Origin of the sequence: Pantoea sp. B65 (assembly GCF_047308185.1) — a bacterium.
GTDB lineage: Bacteria > Pseudomonadota > Gammaproteobacteria > Enterobacterales > Enterobacteriaceae > Erwinia.
In genome coordinates, this window is record NZ_JAHXPU010000027.1 from 25,615 (window position 1) to 42,472 (window position 16,858).

At 56.4% G+C, this 16,858-nt stretch carries 17 protein-coding genes; 10 read left to right on the forward strand and 7 right to left on the reverse strand.

Annotated elements, in window-relative coordinates; all coding sequences use genetic code 11:
- Positions 1-57: 57 nt before the first annotated feature.
- On the reverse strand, positions 58-840 hold the full coding sequence (gene modE / locus JWF83_RS12460) for a molybdenum-dependent transcriptional regulator (RefSeq protein WP_413650526.1): 783 nt from the start codon (positions 838-840) through the stop codon (positions 58-60).
- Positions 841-951: 111 nt separating this feature from the next.
- Here modE and JWF83_RS12465 point away from each other — a divergent pair, with 111 nt between their 5' ends.
- From JWF83_RS12465 to modC, 4 genes are all read left to right on the forward strand, one after another.
- Positions 952-1,107: an AcrZ family multidrug efflux pump-associated protein gene (locus JWF83_RS12465; RefSeq protein ID WP_413650527.1), complete on the forward strand. Its 156-nt coding sequence runs from the start codon at positions 952-954 to the stop codon at positions 1,105-1,107.
- Between the two features lie 156 nt (positions 1,108-1,263).
- Positions 1,264-2,037, forward strand: coding sequence for a molybdate ABC transporter substrate-binding protein (gene modA, locus JWF83_RS12470; RefSeq protein ID WP_413650528.1), 774 nt, complete (start codon positions 1,264-1,266; stop codon positions 2,035-2,037).
- Complete coding sequence (gene modB / locus JWF83_RS12475) at positions 2,034-2,723, forward strand: molybdate ABC transporter permease subunit (RefSeq protein WP_413650529.1); 690 nt, start codon at positions 2,034-2,036, stop codon at positions 2,721-2,723. The genes modA and modB overlap by 4 nt, the downstream gene beginning before the upstream one ends.
- Positions 2,723-3,781, forward strand: coding sequence for a molybdenum ABC transporter ATP-binding protein ModC (gene modC / locus JWF83_RS12480; RefSeq protein ID WP_413650530.1), 1,059 nt, complete (start codon positions 2,723-2,725; stop codon positions 3,779-3,781). The genes modB and modC overlap by 1 nt, the downstream gene beginning before the upstream one ends.
- Here modC and JWF83_RS12485 read toward each other — a convergent pair whose 3' ends face one another.
- Positions 3,782-4,600 carry a pyridoxal phosphatase gene (locus JWF83_RS12485; RefSeq protein ID WP_413650532.1) on the reverse strand — a complete coding sequence of 273 codons (819 nt, stop codon included), beginning with the start codon at positions 4,598-4,600 and terminating at the stop codon, positions 3,782-3,784. It abuts the gene before it with no gap.
- Positions 4,601-4,755: 155 nt separating this feature from the next.
- Between JWF83_RS12485 and pgl the strand changes: the two genes are divergently transcribed.
- Positions 4,756-5,751, forward strand: coding sequence for a 6-phosphogluconolactonase (pgl, locus tag JWF83_RS12490; RefSeq protein WP_413650533.1), 996 nt, complete (start codon positions 4,756-4,758; stop codon positions 5,749-5,751).
- A gap of 75 nt (positions 5,752-5,826) precedes the next feature.
- On the opposite strand, the gene JWF83_RS12495 is transcribed toward pgl, so the two are convergent.
- The 4 genes from JWF83_RS12495 to bioA form a co-directional block, all read right to left on the reverse strand.
- Positions 5,827-6,303: a kinase inhibitor gene (locus JWF83_RS12495; protein WP_413650534.1), complete on the reverse strand. Its 477-nt coding sequence runs from the start codon at positions 6,301-6,303 to the stop codon at positions 5,827-5,829.
- 22 nt (positions 6,304-6,325) lie between these two features.
- On the reverse strand, positions 6,326-7,006 hold the full coding sequence (locus tag JWF83_RS12500; RefSeq protein WP_413650535.1) for a type 1 glutamine amidotransferase domain-containing protein: 681 nt from the start codon (positions 7,004-7,006) through the stop codon (positions 6,326-6,328).
- The gene (locus JWF83_RS12505) at positions 7,003-8,058 is read right to left on the reverse strand and encodes an NADP-dependent oxidoreductase (protein WP_413650536.1); all 1,056 of its coding nucleotides are present in this window, start codon (positions 8,056-8,058) and stop codon (positions 7,003-7,005) included. Before JWF83_RS12505 ends, JWF83_RS12500 begins: the two co-directional genes overlap by 4 nt.
- Before the next feature lie 73 nt (positions 8,059-8,131).
- Complete coding sequence (bioA, locus tag JWF83_RS12510; RefSeq protein WP_413650537.1) at positions 8,132-9,424, reverse strand: adenosylmethionine--8-amino-7-oxononanoate transaminase; 1,293 nt, start codon at positions 9,422-9,424, stop codon at positions 8,132-8,134.
- 89 nt (positions 9,425-9,513) lie between these two features.
- On the opposite strand from bioA, the gene bioB reads away from it, so the two are divergent.
- The 4 genes from bioB to bioD are packed head-to-tail and all read left to right on the forward strand — an operon-like array spanning position 9,514 to position 13,106.
- Positions 9,514-10,545 (forward strand): biotin synthase BioB, encoded by a 1,032-nt coding sequence (gene bioB, locus JWF83_RS12515; protein WP_413650539.1) that lies wholly within the window; start codon positions 9,514-9,516, stop codon positions 10,543-10,545.
- Positions 10,545-11,699, forward strand: a complete 1,155-nt coding sequence (gene bioF, locus JWF83_RS12520) for an 8-amino-7-oxononanoate synthase (protein ID WP_413650540.1) — start codon at positions 10,545-10,547, stop codon at positions 11,697-11,699. The genes bioB and bioF overlap by 1 nt, the downstream gene beginning before the upstream one ends.
- The gene (bioC, locus tag JWF83_RS12525; protein WP_413650541.1) at positions 11,680-12,435 is read left to right on the forward strand and encodes a malonyl-ACP O-methyltransferase BioC; all 756 of its coding nucleotides are present in this window, start codon (positions 11,680-11,682) and stop codon (positions 12,433-12,435) included. Before bioF ends, bioC begins: the two co-directional genes overlap by 20 nt.
- On the forward strand, positions 12,435-13,106 hold the full coding sequence (bioD, locus tag JWF83_RS12530; protein ID WP_413650723.1) for a dethiobiotin synthase: 672 nt from the start codon (positions 12,435-12,437) through the stop codon (positions 13,104-13,106). The genes bioC and bioD overlap by 1 nt, the downstream gene beginning before the upstream one ends.
- A gap of 31 nt (positions 13,107-13,137) precedes the next feature.
- Here bioD and JWF83_RS12535 read toward each other — a convergent pair whose 3' ends face one another.
- A complete protein-coding gene (locus tag JWF83_RS12535) occupies positions 13,138-13,854 on the reverse strand; it encodes an ATP-binding cassette domain-containing protein (protein WP_413650542.1) in 717 nt (238 codons plus the stop codon).
- A gap of 927 nt (positions 13,855-14,781) precedes the next feature.
- On the opposite strand from JWF83_RS12535, the gene uvrB reads away from it, so the two are divergent.
- Complete coding sequence (gene uvrB, locus JWF83_RS12540; RefSeq protein ID WP_413650543.1) at positions 14,782-16,806, forward strand: excinuclease ABC subunit UvrB; 2,025 nt, start codon at positions 14,782-14,784, stop codon at positions 16,804-16,806.
- Positions 16,807-16,858: the final 52 nt, after the last annotated feature.

Below are 16,858 nucleotides of genomic sequence, written 5' to 3' on the forward strand. Positions count from 1 at the left end.
CATTGTACTGAAGGTTGTAACCACTGTGGGCAGCAATGTCAAACGCGGCAGAGGGTTTCACAACAGGGTGGCGATAATTACCCGATCGGCGTTAAAAAATGCGGTGACCGCCATTCCCGGCTGTAGTTGCTGTTGCGCAACCACACTGTTGGGCAGGGTAGCGCACAAGGTTTCCCCGCTGCCAAGTGCGAGCAGCACCTCGCTCTGTTCTGCGCCGTGTTCAATCTGACTGACGGTACAGGGCAACTGATTGTCGGCATCGGTCACCGATCGCGTGACCTCGACCCACGGTGCTTTAATCAGTACCAGCACCTCTTTACCGGCGCTTAGCTGCAGACGGTCGGCGCTCTGCTCGGTCAGTGCGACTTTCAGCCGGGTAAGGCCATCGGCCAGCAACACTTCCACCTGCTGCTGCACCTGCAGGTTATTGCGCTGAGTGATGGTGCCAAATAGCTGATTGCGCGCACTGGTTTGCAGTGAAAAGCGCGAGATAGCCGCCAGCAGGCTATCCAGCGGCAGCTGGTCGTCCTGCAAGATATCAAAGGCTTTCTGCTGGATCTGCTCAAGTAACTGAAATAGTTGAATCAGACGCTCGCCATATAAGGTCAGCAGCGCGCCGCCGCCGCCTTTACCCCCGGTAGCGCGTTCCACCAGCAGCCGGTCAGCCATCTGATTCATCTCATTAATGGCATCCCAGGCACTTTTATAACTGATCCCCGCCAGCTTCGCGCCCTGGCTAATCGAGCCGGTATGCTGAATCTGCTTCAGCAGTTCAATACGGCGCGGATCGGCGAACAGTTTCTGTTGTAGCCTGATAATAAGTGAAATCTCGGCCTGCATAGTCTCTCCTTGCCTTAATCAATCGGTGGATTGTAAAGCGCACAAAAGGTCAGTGCACTTTTTTCTCCTGCCGTTACAATGGTTTTTTTGCACAGTTCAGATGAGGCTCCGATGTTTGAGTTATTAAAAAGTCTGGCGTTCGCCATTATTATGGTGCCGGTAGTGATGGCGCTGATCCTCGGGGCGATTTATGGCCTGGGCGAAGTTTTTAACGTCATTTCCAAAATTGGCCATCGTTCAGATCAGCCAGCGAAAAACCGCCATTAATCCAGTTTCTACTGCCCAGGCCATGCGCCCGGGCATTCTCATCTTTGATTTGCCGCATCTTCTCCTAAACTTCTGCGAAACTGCGCCGATAAAGCCTGTGACAGCTTTTGAATAGTCGTTATATTATGGACTATATAACGTAACCTGGAGATTGCTATGTCTGTCAAAATGAGCCACTGGTTTACCGGTGCAGCTTTAACTTTATCTGTCGCTGGCCATGCGGTCGCGGCCGACAATATTACCGTGTTTGCCGCGGCTTCGTTAACCAATGCGCTGGAAGATATCGCCACGCAGTATGAGCAGGGTAAAGGGGTGAAAGTCGTCTCTTCCTTTGCTTCATCTTCCACCCTGGCGCGTCAGATTGAGCAGGGGGCGCCCGCCGATCTGTTTATTTCCGCCGACCAGCAGTGGATGGATTATGCCATCGACAAAAAAACCATGGATGAAAGCAGCCGCTACACCTTGTTAGGTAATGAGCTGGTACTGGTGGCGCCGAGTTCGGTGAAACCGCAGCCGGTGACCATCAGTAAAACCACCGACTGGAAAAGCCTGCTTAATGGTCAGCGTTTAGCGGTCGGCGATCCGGACCACGTACCGGCAGGTATTTATGCGCAGGAAGCATTACAAAATCTTGGCGCATGGGATACGCTGTCACCGATGATGGCGCGCGGCAACAGCGTGCGCGCAGCTCTGGCGCTGGTGGAACGCAATGAAACCCCGTACGGTATCGTCTATGGTTCCGATGCGGTTGCCAGTAATAAAGTGACCGTGGTCGGCATTTTCCCGGCTGACAGTCATAAGCCGGTGGAATATCCGATGGCTATCGTCAAACAGCATAACTCAGCCGCCGTCACTGCTTTCTACCAGTATCTGAAAGGTCCGGAAGCGACGGCGATCTTTAAACGTTACGGATTTACGCCACGTACATGATACTCAGCGATCTCGAATGGCAGGCGGTTGAACTTAGCCTGAAAGTTTCCACCGTGGCTGTGATTTTTAGTTTGCCATTAGGGATCCTGGTTGCCTGGATTCTGGTGCGTTGCCAGTTTCCCGGTAAAGCCTTACTGGATAGTGTTATCCACCTGCCACTGGTGCTGCCGCCGGTGGTGGTCGGTTATCTGCTGCTGATCACCCTCGGGCGACGCGGGATGATCGGTGAGTGGCTGTATGACTGGTTTGGTTTTACTTTTGCTTTTAGCTGGCGCGGTGCGGCTCTGGCTTCCGGGGTGGTGGCTTTTCCGCTCATGGTGCGGGCTATTCGCCTGGCGCTGGAGGCGGTAGACAGTAAACTGGAACAGGCGGCGCGCACGCTGGGCGCCGGACGCTGGCGGGTATTTTTCACTATCACCCTGCCGCTCACCATGCCGGGGATTATTGTCGGTACGGTTCTCGGATTTGCCCGCTCCCTCGGGGAGTTTGGCGCCACCATCACTTTTGTATCCAATATTCCGGGTGAAACCCGCACCATTCCCAATGCCATGTATACCCTGATTGAAACGCCCGGCGCGGAAGATGCCGCAGCCCGGCTGTGCGGGATTTCAATCCTGCTGGCGCTGGTCTCTCTGTTGCTGTCTGAATGGCTGGCCCGCTGGGGCCGTAAACGTCTGGGGGCGTGATGCTGGAACTTAATTTCAGTCAGCAGCTGGGCGATCATCAGCTGACGATTAACGAAAATCTGCCGGCGCAGGGGATTACCGCCATTTTTGGCGTATCGGGCGCCGGAAAAACCTCGCTGATTAATGCCATCAGCGGCTTAACCCGGCCGCAGCTGGGCAGTATTCGCCTGAATAACCGGCTGCTCAGCGATGCGGAGACCGGCGTTCATCTGCCGCCGGAACAGCGGCGCGTTGGCTATGTGTTTCAGGATGCGCGTCTGTTCCCGCACTACCGGGTGCGCGGCAACCTGCAATACGGTATGGCAAAAAAAATGAAGCCGCAGTTTGATACGCTGGTGCAGTTACTGGGGATTGAACCGTTGCTGACGCGTTTCCCGTGGTCGCTGTCCGGCGGTGAAAAACAGCGGGTGGCGATTGGCCGGGCACTGCTTACCGCGCCGGAGATTTTGCTGCTGGATGAGCCGCTGGCATCGCTGGATCTGCCACGCAAGCGAGAGCTGTTACCCTATCTGCAGAAACTGGCGAAGCAGGTGGATATTCCGATGCTGTATGTGTCGCACAGCCTCGATGAGATCCTGCATCTGGCCGAAAATGTGCTGGTGCTGGATCAGGGCACGGTGAAAGCCTGGGGGCCGCTGGAGGAAGTATGGAGCAGCAGCGCGATGCGTCCATGGCTGCCGCGCGCCGATCAAAGCAGTGTATTGCGCGTGCAGGTGCTGGAACATCACCCCTACTATGCAATGACCGCGCTGTCACTCGGCGACCAGCATATCTGGGTCAGCCGCGTCGATGCGCCGCCAAAAACACCGTTACGCATTCGTATTCGCGCGGCGGATGTTTCGCTGGCGCTGCAACCGCCGCAAAATAGCAGTATCCGTAACGTGCTGCCGGTACAGGTCGCTGAGCTGCTGGAGATTGACGATCAGATTGAGGTCAGGCTGCAGATTGGCTATCGCGAGCTGTGGGCGCGTATTACGCCCTGGGCTCGCGATGAACTGGCGATCAAGCCGGGGATGTGGCTCTACGCGCAGATTAAGAGTGTGTCGATTACCCCCTGATTACAGCACTTCGCGATAAATAGTCCCGGCGATACCAGGCTCGAGATTGGTGCCGATCACCCGATGGGCGCGCGCTTTGATCGCCTCATCGGCATTGCCCATCGCCACCCCCAGCCCGACGCTTTCCAGCATACTGAGATCGTTATAGTTGTCACCAAATGCCAGTACGTCACTCATCTGGTATCCCGCAGATGCCACCCACTGTGCCAGGCGTTTACCTTTGCTGTTGCCTTCTCTGGCGATATCAACCTGATCGTGCCATGACCATTCGCAGGCCAGTCCCAGCTGCTGCTCTACCTGTTCGGCAAATTGTTGCAGCGCGCGGGTATCCGGGTGGGAGAGGGCAAATTTCCAGATCGACTGCGCGGCGTCAGCGGCGGCGCTCAGGCTATCAACCTGTAAAAAGGTCGGACGCTGATGTTCCGGCAGGGACGCAGCCCAGTTTATGGTCCGCGTGACATGGCCGGTAGCGGTCTGATACAGCATCGCATCATCGACATACAGCAGGCCGTGAATCGCCTGTTGATCCAACATGGTAATCACCTGCTGCGCCTGCGCGGCCGGGAGCGGGTCGGCACTTAATACCTTTTTTGCATGATAATCATACAAATAGGCACCATTACAGCAAATTGCAGGTGTATCTAACGCCAGCGCCTGATAAAAAGGATGGATAGCGACATGATGGCGACCGGTGACGATCAGCACCTTTACGCCAGCCTGTTGGGCTTTCGCCAGGGCTTCCAGTGATTCAGGGAGTATGGTCTTATTGGGGGTCAGCAGCGTGCCGTCGAGATCAAGGGCGATAACGCGATAGCTCATAAGTCATTCCGGTGGTTATTATTAACAAACCAATGATACTACACTTTGCTGCTCTTTCGACCAAACCAGCAGGAAACAAATCATCTGACAGGCTGCCGTAAAACAGGCTACGCTTTGCGGCAGGTCTTACATCCAGGCATTGAACAGGAGCATTCATGAAACAAGTTGTCTACACCGCCAGCCCCGAGAGCCAGCAAATTCACGTCTGGCAGTTAAACGCGCAGGGTGAGCTGACGCTGTTGCAGGTAGTTGATGTCGCCGGCCAGGTGCAACCGATGGTCGTCAATCCGACTCAGGGTTTTCTCTATGTAGGCGCCCGTCCTGATTTTCGTGTGATTGCTTTCCGCATCGCTGAAGATGGTAGTCTGAGCGAAGCCGGACATGCGCCGCTGCCGGGTAGTCCGAGCCATATCTCTACCGATCGCCACGGCCGCTATCTGTTCGCCGCCTCTTACAATGGCGCTTCCGTCAGTATCTGCCCGATTGGCGCCGATGGCCTGCCCCTGGCGCCCTCTCAGGTGATTGAAGGACTGGAAGGTTGTCACTCCGCCAATATCGATATCAGCAACCGCACCCTGTTCGTTCCGGCCCTGTTGCAGGATCGTATCTGCCTCTATCAGCTGACCGACGACGGCAGACTGGAGCCGCGCGCTCAGCCGCAAATCACTACCGTTGCCGGTGCCGGTCCGCGCCATATGGCGTTCCATCCTAATCAGCAGTATGTCTACTGCGTGAATGAGCTGAACAGTACGGTTGACGTCTGGCAACTGAGCAATGCCAACGGCGAAGTGGAACGGGTTCAGTCGCTGGATATGATGCCGGCAGATTTTAACGGCACGCGCTGGGCGGCGGATATTCATCTGACGCCGGATGGCCGTCATCTGTATGCCAGCGATCGTACCGCCAGCATTGTCACCGCCTTTAATGTCAGTGACGCGGGCGATCGGATTAGCGTTAGCGGTTTCCAGCCGACGGAAGCGCAGCCGCGTGGCTTTAATATCGATCATAGCGGGCAGTATCTGATCTCTGCCGGGCAGAAATCACACCATATTGAAGTGTATAAAATCGATGGTCCGCAGGGACAGTTGCAGCCGCTGGCGCGTTATGCGGTCGGTCAGGGACCGATGTGGGTGGTCATTCACCAGCTGTAGTTTTGCTTTTTATCGGAAATATATCAGGGGAGCCATACTGGCTCCCCTGGGGTTAATTGATGGTGAAACAATCGATTAACTATACATCGCCGTAATTGACGCGCTGGCTAAGCTGTGAAAATGCACATTAAAGCCGAGCATCGCGCCACTGGCGTGCTCATCCACTTCCAGTTTCTCCACATCCAGCGCATACACGCTAAAGATATAGCGATGGGATTCACCCTTCGGTGGCGCCGCGCCGCCATAGCCGGCTTTACCGAAATCGGTACGCGTCTGTACCGCTTCTTCCGGCAAATCAGCAATGCCGGAACCGGCGCCCTGCGGTAATACCGTCACGCTGGCAGGAATATTCGCCACTCCCCAGTGCCACCAGCCGGAACCGGTCGGCGCGTCGGGATCATAGCAGGTGACGACAAAACTTTTCGTTCCCGCAGGAACGTCATCCCACGCCAGCTGCGGGGAAAGGTTATCGCCTGCGTAGCCCATGCCATTAAACACATGGCGCTCAGGCAGTTTTTCCCCATCGTTAAAATCGTGACTGAAAATTCTCATCAACGCTCCTCTGTAAGTGAGTTTATAGGTGAAGCAGTTTCAGCAACTCCTCAGCGGCGGCAGCGGAAGAGGCGGGATTCTGTCCGGTGACCAGATGACCATCGGTCAGAGTATACACTCCCCAGTTGTCGGTATGCTCAAAGTGCGCGCCGAGCCGCTTCAGTTCGTCTTCCACCAGGAAAGGTACCACGTCGGTCAGGCCAACCGCCTGCTCTTCACTGTTAGTAAATCCCGTTACGCGTTTTCCTGCCACCAGCGGTGTGCCGTCAGGCTTTTTAACATGACGAAACACCCCCGGCGCATGACAGACCGCAGCCACCGGTTTGCCGCTGGCATACAGATTCTCAATCAGCGCAATGCTGAACTTATCCTCCGCCAGATCCCAGAGCGGGCCGTGGCCGCCGGGATAAAATACCGCGTCATACTTGCTGCTGTCGATGGTATCCAGCCGCAGGGTATTCGCCAGCGCCTGCTGTGCGCCGGAGTCGTGACGAAAGCGGTCGGTATCGGTGGTCTGCGCATCCGGCTGATCGCTGACCGGATCCAGCGGCGGCTGGCCGCCTGACGGCGACGCCAGTACCACATTTACCCCGGCGTCTTTCAACACATACCAGGGGGCGGCAAACTCTTCCAGCCAGAAACCGGTCTTCTTACCGGTATCACCGAGTGTATCGTGTGAGGTTAATACCATCAGGACTTTCATGACTTCTCTCCGGGTTTATCCGCCGCCACCCGTACCAGCACTTTACCGAAGTTTTTCCCCTCCAGCATGCCGATAAAGGCTTCCGGCGCGTTATCCAGGCCGTCAATCACATCTTCACGGAAAACAAAACGCTCTTCTGCCACCCACTGGCTCATCTGACGGAAAAACTCGTCAAAGCGGTGGGCGTAGTCCTGGGTGATTATAAATCCCTGTACGCGCAGACGTTTACGCAAGATAGTCCCCTGAAACTGCGGCAGACGGTCCGGGCCCGGTGCGGCTTCGGTGGCATTGTAATCGGCGATCAGTCCGCACAGCGGGATGCGGCCTTTGCTGTTCATCAGCGGCAGTACGGCATTAAACACTTTGCCACCGACATTTTCGAAATAGACGTCAATACCGTCCGGGCAGTAACGCTTCAGTTTGCTGGTCAGATCGTCACGCTGGTGGTCAAGACAGGCATCAAAGCCCAGAACCTCTTCGGCATAGCGGCACTTCTCGGCGCCGCCAGCGATACCCACCACATGGCATCCTTTCAGTTTGGCGATCTGTCCGACCATCGAGCCTACTGCGCCGGTGGCGGCGGCGACCACCACGGTTTCCCCCGCCTGCGGCTGACCAATATCCAGCAGCCCCATATAGGCGGTAAATCCGGTCATTCCCAGCATGCCCAGCGCCCAGGAGGGATGCTTCAGGACCGGGCCGGATAATTTAAACAGTCCCTCGCCACGCGACAGGGCGAAGTCCTGCCAGCCGTTCTGGCTGACGACCCAGTCGCCCGGCGCATAATCAGCATGATGCGATTGCTCAACCACCGCGACGGTTCCGGCACCCATCACTTCATTGATGCCAACCGGTGGCACATAAGAGGGCGCATCGCTCATGCGTCCGCGCATATAGGGATCCAGCGACAGCCAGACGGTGCGGAGTAATACCTCGCCGTCAGCCGGTACGGGAACATGCTGGTGCTCAAGGCGGAAATTGGCTTCTACAGGTGCACCGTGTGGACGCGACGCTAACACCACTCGGCGGTTTGTGTCTTTTTGCTGCGACATAATCGGCTCCTCTGTGTTTATAAGTGATAAAAGCGTAGTGCATCACAACCGCTCGTGCCCGCCGCCGCAGGAATTACCGGGGGTGAAACAGCGCAGGTTGCTGCAGGGCGGCGCTAATCGCCGTGGTCAACCGCTGCAGATCCTGCATCTCAATCACATACGGGGGCATCAGATAGATAAGCCGGCCAAATGGCCGGATCCATACCCCCTGTTCCACAAAAAATTGTTGCATCGCCGCCATATTCACCGGCTGGTGACACTCAATCACCCCAATCGCCCCCAGTACGCGGGCATCGGCGACCCGCGGCTGCGCGCGCAGCGGTAACAGCGCCGCGCGCAGCTGCTGTTCAATTTGCGCGACCTGTGCCGGCCAGTGATTTTCCGCGATCATTGCCAGGCTTTCACTGGCCACCGCACAGGCCAGTGGATTGCCCATAAAGGTCGGGCCATGCATAAAGCAGCCCGCCGCACCGTTACTGATGGTTTCTGCCACCGCCCGGGTGGTCATTGTCGCCGAGAGCGTCATCGTGCCGCCGGTTAACGCTTTACCGACGCAGAGAATATCGGGCGCAATCGCCGCATGCTCGCAGGCAAATAGCTTGCCGGTACGGCCAAAGCCGGTGGCAATTTCGTCAGCGATCAGCAGCAGCGCGTAATGGTCGCAGAGTTCGCGCACCCGTTGCAGATAGCCGGGATGATAAAAGCGCATGCCGCCGGCGCCCTGCACAATCGGTTCCAGAATCACTGCCGCCAGCGTCGCATGATGTTGTTCGATCAGCCGGGTAAAGGAATCGGCGTCGTCCGGCTGCCAGCTATCGTCAAAGCGACACCGGGGAGCATCGGCGAAGTGATGGTCGGGCAGATAACCCTGATACAGGCTGTGCATCGAGTTTTGCGGATCGCAGACCGACATCGCGGCAAAAGTATCACCGTGATAGCCATTGCGTAGCGTCAGAAACTGCTGACGTTTTTCACCGCGCGCCTGCCAGTATTGCAGCGCCATTTTCATCGCCACTTCCACCGCCACCGAGCCGGAGTCGGCGAGGAATACGCACTCCAGCGCTGCCGGGGTTATCGCAACCAGCTGACGACAGAGCGCCACCGCTGCCGGGTGAGTGATGCCGCCAAACATCACGTGCGACATCTGCGCCATCTGCGTCTGCAACGCCTGATTGAGGCGTGGATGGTTATAACCATGGATCGCCGCCCACCAGGATGACATGCCATCGACCAGCTGACGTCCGTCACTGAGTTGCAAGCGGGATCCGCTGGCGGCCACCACCGGATAACAGGGCAGGGGATCGGTCATTGAGGTGTAAGGGTGCCAGATATGCCGGCGGTCAAAAGCGAGGTCGGATGGGGTCATAGCGAGACTTGTAAACCAAAATAAAAAGATTTAGTTTACAAGTATAACTCAGCAGTGAAGATAAACGACAGACCTTTTTGGAGCATGCAATGGCACAACGCTGGACAGTTTCACAGGCGCAGGACCTGTTTAATCAACCTTTTCTCGAACTGATGTTCGCCGCGCAACAGGTGCATCGTCAGCATTTCGATCCGCGTCAGGTGCAGGTCAGCACCCTGTTATCGATTAAAACCGGCGCCTGTCCGGAAGACTGTAAATATTGCCCGCAAAGCGCGCGCTATAAAACCGGTCTTGAATCAGAACGCCTGATGGAAGTGGCAGAGGTACTGGCCTCGGCGCGTAAGGCGAAAGCCGCCGGTTCCAGCCGGTTCTGCATGGGGGCGGCGTGGAAAAACCCGCACGACCGCGACTTGCCTTACCTTGAGCAGATGGTCAGAGGGGTGAAAGCGCTGGGAATGGAAACCTGCATGACCCTCGGCACGCTGAATGACAGCCAGGCCCATCGTCTTGCCGATGCGGGACTTGATTACTACAACCATAACCTCGATACCTCGCCGGAATTCTACGGCAGCGTGATTACCACCCGCAGTTACCAGGAGCGTCTGGATACGCTGGGTAAAGTGCGCGACGCCGGGATTAAGGTCTGCTCCGGCGGCATCGTCGGACTGGGTGAAAGCGTCAGCGATCGTGCCGGTCTGCTGGTGCAGCTGGCAAATCTGCCGGTGCCGCCGGAAAGCGTGCCAATCAATATGCTGGTGAAAGTGAAGGGCACGCCGATGGCGGATAACGAGGATGTGGATCCTTTTGATTTTATCCGCACTATTGCTGTGGCGCGCATTATGATGCCCGGCTCCCACGTGCGCCTGTCTGCCGGACGCGAACAGATGAGCGAGCAGACCCAGGCGATGTGTTTTATGGCCGGCGCCAACTCGATTTTCTACGGCTGTAAACTGCTGACGACGCCAAATCCGGAAGAGGATAAGGATCTGCAGCTGTTCCGCAAACTGGGACTGAATCCGCAGCACACCACCACTGAGTCGGGCGATAACGAACAGCAGCAGTTGCTGACCGGTCAACTGCTGACCGCCGATAGCGGGCTGTTTTATAACGCGGCGGTCTGATGAGCTGGCAACATCGTATCACTACGGCGCTGGCGCAGCGGCGGGAAACCGGGCGTCTGCGCCAGCGCACCCTCAATCAACTGGGCGATGCGCGCTGGATTGAGGTTGACGGTCAGCGCTATCGCAATTTTTCCGCTAACGACTATCTGGGACTGAGCCACGATGTACGGCTGATCCGTGCCTGGCAACAGGGGGCGGAACGTTATGGCGTCGGCTCCGGCGGTTCCGGACATGTGACCGGCTATTGCCGCCCCCATGCGGAACTGGAAGTGCAACTGGCTGACTGGCTGGGCTATCCGCGCGCCTTACTGTTTATTTCTGGCTTTGCCGCCAATCAGGCGTTAATTAGCGCGTTAGCCGGCAAAAATGAGCGCATCTTCGCCGATAAGCTGGCGCATGCGTCGCTACTGGAGGCGGCCAGCCTCAGCCCGGCAACGCTGCGTCGTTTTAGCCATAATCAGCCTGACAGCCTGCAAAAACTGCTGACGCCATACTGCGCCGGAGAGACGCTGGTGGTAACCGAAGGGGTGTTCAGTATGGATGGCGACAGCGCGCCGCTGGCCGATCTGCAACGGCTGGCGCAGCAGAGTGACGGCTGGCTGATGGTGGATGACGCCCATGGCATTGGCGTGGTGGGGGCGGAGGGGCGCGGCAGTTGCTGGCAGCAACAGGTGCGACCGGAACTGCTGGTGGTGACCTTTGGCAAAGCCTTTGGCGTAAGCGGCGCCGCAGTGCTTTGTGACGCTGATACGGCTGATTATCTGCTGCAGTTTGCCCGTCATCTGATTTACAGCACCTCAATGCCGCCCGCCCAGGCATGCGCATTGCAGGCCGCGTTGCAGGCGATTCAGCAGGGCGACGAGCTGCGCCAGCAACTGGCGGAAAACATTGCCCGTTTCCGGCGCGGGGCGGGTGATTTACCCTTGCGCCTCGGCGATTCCCTTACTGCGATTCAGCCGTTGATCGTCGGTGAAGATCAGGCGGCGCTGGATTTGGCCGCGCGTCTGCGTGCGTGCGGTTATTGGGTTAGCGCCATTCGCCCGCCGACGGTGCCGGTGGGCAGCGCAAGGCTGCGCATTACGCTGAATGCCAGCCATCAGCCGCAGGATATCGACGGCTTACTGGAGAGGTTATATGACGCCCAAGGTGAATAAGCAGGCGGTGGCGCAAGCTTTTGGCCGCGCGGCGCAAAGTTATAACCATCACGCACAGTTACAGCGACTCTGTGGCGACAGATTAATGTCTCTAACCGATGTCTCCGGCTATCGTCAGGTGCTTGATGCCGGTTGCGGCAGTGGCTGGTTCAGCCAGCGCTGGCGCGAGCGGGGTTTTCAGGTGACAGCGCTCGATCTGTCACCGGCGATGCTGGCAGAAGCGGAGAGCGGTCAGGTGGCGCACCACTACCTGCAGGGTGACATTGATGCTTTACCGCTGCCTGATGGTGCTGTCGACCTGTGCTGGAGCAATCTGGCGGTGCAGTGGTGTGACGATTTACAGCATGCCGTTAACCAGCTTTGCCGGGTGACGCGCGCCGGCGGCAAGGTGTTGTTCTCGACGCTGGCCGCCGATTCGCTGAGCGAAGTGCGTGCCGCCTGGCGGCAGCTGGATGCTGCGCAGCATGTTAATCACTTTCTTAGCGTCGAACAGATAGCCGGCGCCTGCGCGGGTAAAAATCTGCAGCTGAGTCAGCAGCGCCTGACGCTGGCATTTCCTGATGTGCTGGCGGCGATGCGCTCACTGAAAGGTATTGGCGCCACCCATCTGCATCAGGGGCGCAGTGCCGGCCTGATGACGCGCCAGCGTTTGCAGCAACTGGAGCAGTTCTGGCCGCGCGACGGACGCGGCTGTCTGCTGAGTTACCATTTAGTTTTTGGAGTGATTTCGTTGTGATTAAACGCTGGTTTGTTACCGGAACGGATACCGACGTGGGCAAAACCGTTGCCAGCAGCGCCTTGCTGCAGACCGCGGTACAGGCAGGCTATCGTGCCGTCGGCTATAAACCGGTGGCGTCAGGCTGTGAGTTAACGCCGCACGGGCTGCGCAACAGCGATGCGCTGGCGTTGCAAAAGTACAGCGCGCTGACGCTGCCTTATGAGCAGGTAAATCCGCTGGCATTTCTGGAACCGACCTCGCCGCATATTGTCAGTGCGCAAGAGGGCAGGCCGATTACGTTTGCGCAACTGTCGGCAGGGCTGGCGCAGCTCAGTGCGCAGGCTGACTGGGTGTTAACGGAAGGGGCGGGCGGCTGGTTTACGCCTCTCTCGGCGCAGCATACTTTTGCCGACTGGGTGATCGAACAGCAGTTACCGGTAATTTTAGTGGTGGGCATCAGGCTGGGCTGTATTAACCATGCGCTGCTGACCGCACAGGCGATAGCGGCCGCCGGGTTGCGCTTTGCCGGCTGGATTGCCAATGATGTGCAACCGCCAGGCAGACGTCATCAGGAATATCTGACCAGTTTGCGTCAGCGGCTTCCTGCGCCGTTTTTAGGTGAAATTCCCTGGCTTACCGACAGCGCGGCGTTTGACCATCTTGGCGACTATTTGCGCCTGCCGGATTAAAGCTGTGGGACGACCGTTTCGTCCCGCAGCATTATGATACTGGCATCCACATGTTAACCATGCTGTCATCCAGCTGAGCGACTTTGCCCTGCGCCACATTGCGCCCGCGGTGCAACAGCAGAAAGTAATCGGCGACACGGCGGATAAACGACAGCCGCTGTTCCAGTAGCAGAATGGTCAGGCCAAAGTCGTGGTTCAGACGGTGGATCAAATTGCCCATCTCCTCTTCCAGCCATGGCGACATCCCTTCCGTTGGCTCATCCAGGATCAACAGTTTCGGTTGCAGGACCAGCGCCCGTGCCAGCGCCAGCTGTTGTTGCTGATCCGGCGGTAGCTCGCCGCTGCGTTTATGCCGCAGTGAATAGAGCTGAGGAAACAACTCATACACCATCGGCGGGATGGCGCGATGACGATCGTCCTGACCGGCCAGCAGGGCAATCAACAGATTATCCTCCACGCTTAACTGCGAGAAAATCTGGCGCCCCTGCGGCACATAACCAATTCCCATGCGTGCCCGCGTCTCCATCGGCTGCAGCAGCAGGTTCTTGGGTGGCGAGCCATCTTCCTGCCAGGTCATGCTGCCGCTATTAACCGGCAAATTGCCCATAATACAATTGACCAGCGTGGTTTTCCCCATGCCCGGGCTGCCCAGTACGCCGGTACAGGTGCCTGGCGGCAGATCAAGATCCACATCCCACAGAATATGGTTCTGTCCGTAAAACTGATTTACTGCGCGTAAGCTCAACATCTGACACTCTCCTTCCAGACAATATTCCGCTGGCACCTGATTGTTTCCGCTTGTGGCATTAAGCAAACTGTCATCAATGGCGCAAAACGTTGTTGCCACGGCTTCGTGCTATCGCTCTGGTGTAATGAAAGCGCGAGGTGGTATAGCAATCCTGCAATTATCAGGCCAGAAATAGCTGACAGTGATGGTTTTAATCGCGCCGCTAAAGTGATTACCTGCGCTAATTGGTGAACAGTATTTAACAATAGCTTGCCGGGGAGGGGCGTGCTGCACTGATGCGGTGCTTTTTTGCTCTATGCGCTGGTGCAAATGGTCCGGCACAAGGCATTTTCGTACCAGTTGTGACACGAATATTAGTGGGTAAAAAGCGCTGGAATCGCGGCATAAGATATGCATTGCATAATCACTCTGGCGCTAAGTTAAGATGAAAAAAAACCAAAAAAAAATAATTCAGCGCGCAAATACCGTGCAGCACAGTTTTATACACCCCAGACGTTTCGGGCGCTGTAATCAGTTATCCACTATTCCTGTGGATAACCATGTGCATTAGATAATGAAAACATGTGACAGACGAGAGCGGACGCGGCTTGCGCTTTAACTGCTGCTAAACTCGGCTTGTAAATCATTTTGAATTAAATCAATACGTTAATGAAAATCAAGCCTGAGGGTTTTCCGCCTTTTTTCAGATGACGGTTTCACTACAGTATGCTTGACAAATGTTAAACGACAGAAACTTCTGGGGATAACCTTGCACGCCAATCCTCGGGCTTCTGCCCAATAATGGCGAGTAAAAGTGACGCTTTGCTATCTGGCGAAGCATTGCGCAGAACAACTGTTGTTATATCCAGTGTAATTTTCTGGAAAAATCGTCAGAGGCGAGTAGAATTACACTCCGGTTCGCGCATTTCTTCATCAGGTAGCCCATCAATGAGCAAAGTTTTTAAACTCAATTCTGCATTTCAACCTGCTGGCGACCAGCCGGAGGCGATTCGTCTGCTTGAGGACGGACTGGAAAATGGCCTTGCCCATCAGACGCTGCTGGGCGTTACCGGATCGGGCAAGACTTTCACCATCGCCAATGTGATTGCTGATCTGAATCGCCCAACGATGGTGCTGGCGCCGAATAAGACCCTCGCTGCTCAGTTGTACGGTGAGATGAAGGAGTTTTTCCCCGATAACGCCGTAGAGTATTTCGTCTCTTACTATGACTACTATCAGCCGGAAGCCTATGTGCCGAGTTCTGATACCTTTATTGAAAAGGATGCCTCGGTTAACGAGCATATTGAGCAGATGCGTCTGTCAGCGACCAAAGCCCTGCTGGAGCGACGTGATGTGATTGTGGTGGCCTCGGTATCGGCGATCTATGGTCTGGGCGATCCCGACCTGTACCTGAAAATGATGCTGCATCTGACGCGCGGCATGATTATCGATCAGCGTTCCATTCTGCGGCGTCTGACCGAACTGCAATATACCCGCAACGATCAGGCGTTTCAGCGCGGTACTTTCCGGGTGCGCGGCGAGGTGATCGATATTTTCCCGGCGGAATCCGATGAAATTGCCCTACGCGTTGAGTTATTTGATGAGGAAGTTGAACGCCTGTCGCTGTTGGATCCGCTGACCGGCCAGGTGCTTGAGGTACTGCAGCGCTATACCATCTATCCGAAAACCCACTATGTCACGCCGCGCGAGCGTATTTTGCAGGCGATGGAAGAAATTAAAGTCGAACTGGCCGATCGCCGTCAGGTATTGCTGGCGAATAACAAGCTGCTGGAAGAGCAGCGGCTGGCGCAGCGTACCCAGTTTGATTTAGAAATGATGAATGAGCTGGGTTACTGCTCAGGTATTGAAAACTACTCGCGCTACCTTTCCGGGCGCGGGCCGGGTGAAGCGCCGCCAACGCTGTTTGACTATCTGCCGGCTGACGGCCTGCTGGTGGTCGATGAATCGCACGTGACTATTCCGCAGATTGGCGGTATGTATCGCGGTGACCGGGCGCGCAAAGAGACGTTGGTGGAGTATGGTTTCCGTCTGCCGTCAGCGCTGGATAACCGGCCGATGAAATTTGAAGAATTTGAGGCGCTGGCGCCGCAAACCATCTATGTGTCGGCGACGCCGGGCAACTACGAGCTGGAGAAATCCGGCGAAGATATTATCGATCAGGTGGTGCGGCCGACAGGTCTGCTCGATCCGCTAATTGAAGTGCGCCCGGTCACCACCCAGGTTGACGATTTGCTGTCAGAAATCCGCAAGCGCGTGGCGATCAACGAACGGGTGCTGGTGACGACGCTGACCAAACGTATGGCAGAGGATCTGACCGAATACCTTGAAGAGCATGGCGAGCGGGTGCGTTATCTGCACTCCGATATTGATACCGTTGAGCGGGTGGAGATTATTCGCGATCTGCGCCTCGGCGAATTTGATGTGCTGGTGGGGATTAACCTGCTGCGGGAAGGGCTGGATATGCCGGAGGTATCGCTGGTGGCGATTCTCGATGCCGATAAAGAGGGTTTTCTGCGTTCCGAACGCTCGCTGATCCAGACCATCGGTCGTGCGGCGCGTAATATCAATGGCAAGGCGATTTTGTATGGCGATCGCATTACCGCCTCAATGGCGAAGGCCATTAGTGAAACCGAGCGCCGTCGTGAGAAACAGGACCAGTACAACAAAGAGAACGGTATTGTACCGCAGGGGCTGAACAAAAAGATTGCCGATATTCTGCAACTGGGGCAGGGCAGCGGCAAAAACAAAGCGAGAGGGCGCGGCAAATCCTCCCGTGTGGCAGCAGAGGCGGATAACGGCTATCTGGCGCTAACGCCGCAGGCGCTGCAGAAGAAAATCCACGAGCTGGAAGCGCAGATGCAGCAGCATGCGCAGAATCTGGAGTTCGAAGAAGCGGCAGCGGTGCGCGATCGGCTGCATGAAGCGCGTGAGCTGTTTATTGCCGCTTCGTGATAAAGGGTAAGCAAAGACCCCTGGTTATCGCGTTTAATTTAATCAGCAGAGC

Coding starts and splice junctions, on each gene's coding strand:
- modE (WP_413650526.1), bottom strand. CDS start 840: ATGCAGGCCGAGATTTCACTTATTATCAGGCTACAACAGAAACTGTTC.
- JWF83_RS12465 (WP_413650527.1), top strand. CDS start 952: ATGTTTGAGTTATTAAAAAGTCTGGCGTTCGCCATTATTATGGTGCCG.
- modA (WP_413650528.1), top strand. CDS start 1,264: ATGTCTGTCAAAATGAGCCACTGGTTTACCGGTGCAGCTTTAACTTTA.
- modB (WP_413650529.1), top strand. CDS start 2,034: ATGATACTCAGCGATCTCGAATGGCAGGCGGTTGAACTTAGCCTGAAA.
- modC (WP_413650530.1), top strand. CDS start 2,723: ATGCTGGAACTTAATTTCAGTCAGCAGCTGGGCGATCATCAGCTGACG.
- JWF83_RS12485 (WP_413650532.1), bottom strand. CDS start 4,600: ATGAGCTATCGCGTTATCGCCCTTGATCTCGACGGCACGCTGCTGACC.
- pgl (WP_413650533.1), top strand. CDS start 4,756: ATGAAACAAGTTGTCTACACCGCCAGCCCCGAGAGCCAGCAAATTCAC.
- JWF83_RS12495 (WP_413650534.1), bottom strand. CDS start 6,303: ATGAGAATTTTCAGTCACGATTTTAACGATGGGGAAAAACTGCCTGAG.
- JWF83_RS12500 (WP_413650535.1), bottom strand. CDS start 7,006: ATGAAAGTCCTGATGGTATTAACCTCACACGATACACTCGGTGATACC.
- JWF83_RS12505 (WP_413650536.1), bottom strand. CDS start 8,058: ATGTCGCAGCAAAAAGACACAAACCGCCGAGTGGTGTTAGCGTCGCGT.
- bioA (WP_413650537.1), bottom strand. CDS start 9,424: ATGACCCCATCCGACCTCGCTTTTGACCGCCGGCATATCTGGCACCCT.
- bioB (WP_413650539.1), top strand. CDS start 9,514: ATGGCACAACGCTGGACAGTTTCACAGGCGCAGGACCTGTTTAATCAA.
- bioF (WP_413650540.1), top strand. CDS start 10,545: ATGAGCTGGCAACATCGTATCACTACGGCGCTGGCGCAGCGGCGGGAA.
- bioC (WP_413650541.1), top strand. CDS start 11,680: ATGACGCCCAAGGTGAATAAGCAGGCGGTGGCGCAAGCTTTTGGCCGC.
- JWF83_RS12535 (WP_413650542.1), bottom strand. CDS start 13,854: ATGTTGAGCTTACGCGCAGTAAATCAGTTTTACGGACAGAACCATATT.
- uvrB (WP_413650543.1), top strand. CDS start 14,782: ATGAGCAAAGTTTTTAAACTCAATTCTGCATTTCAACCTGCTGGCGAC.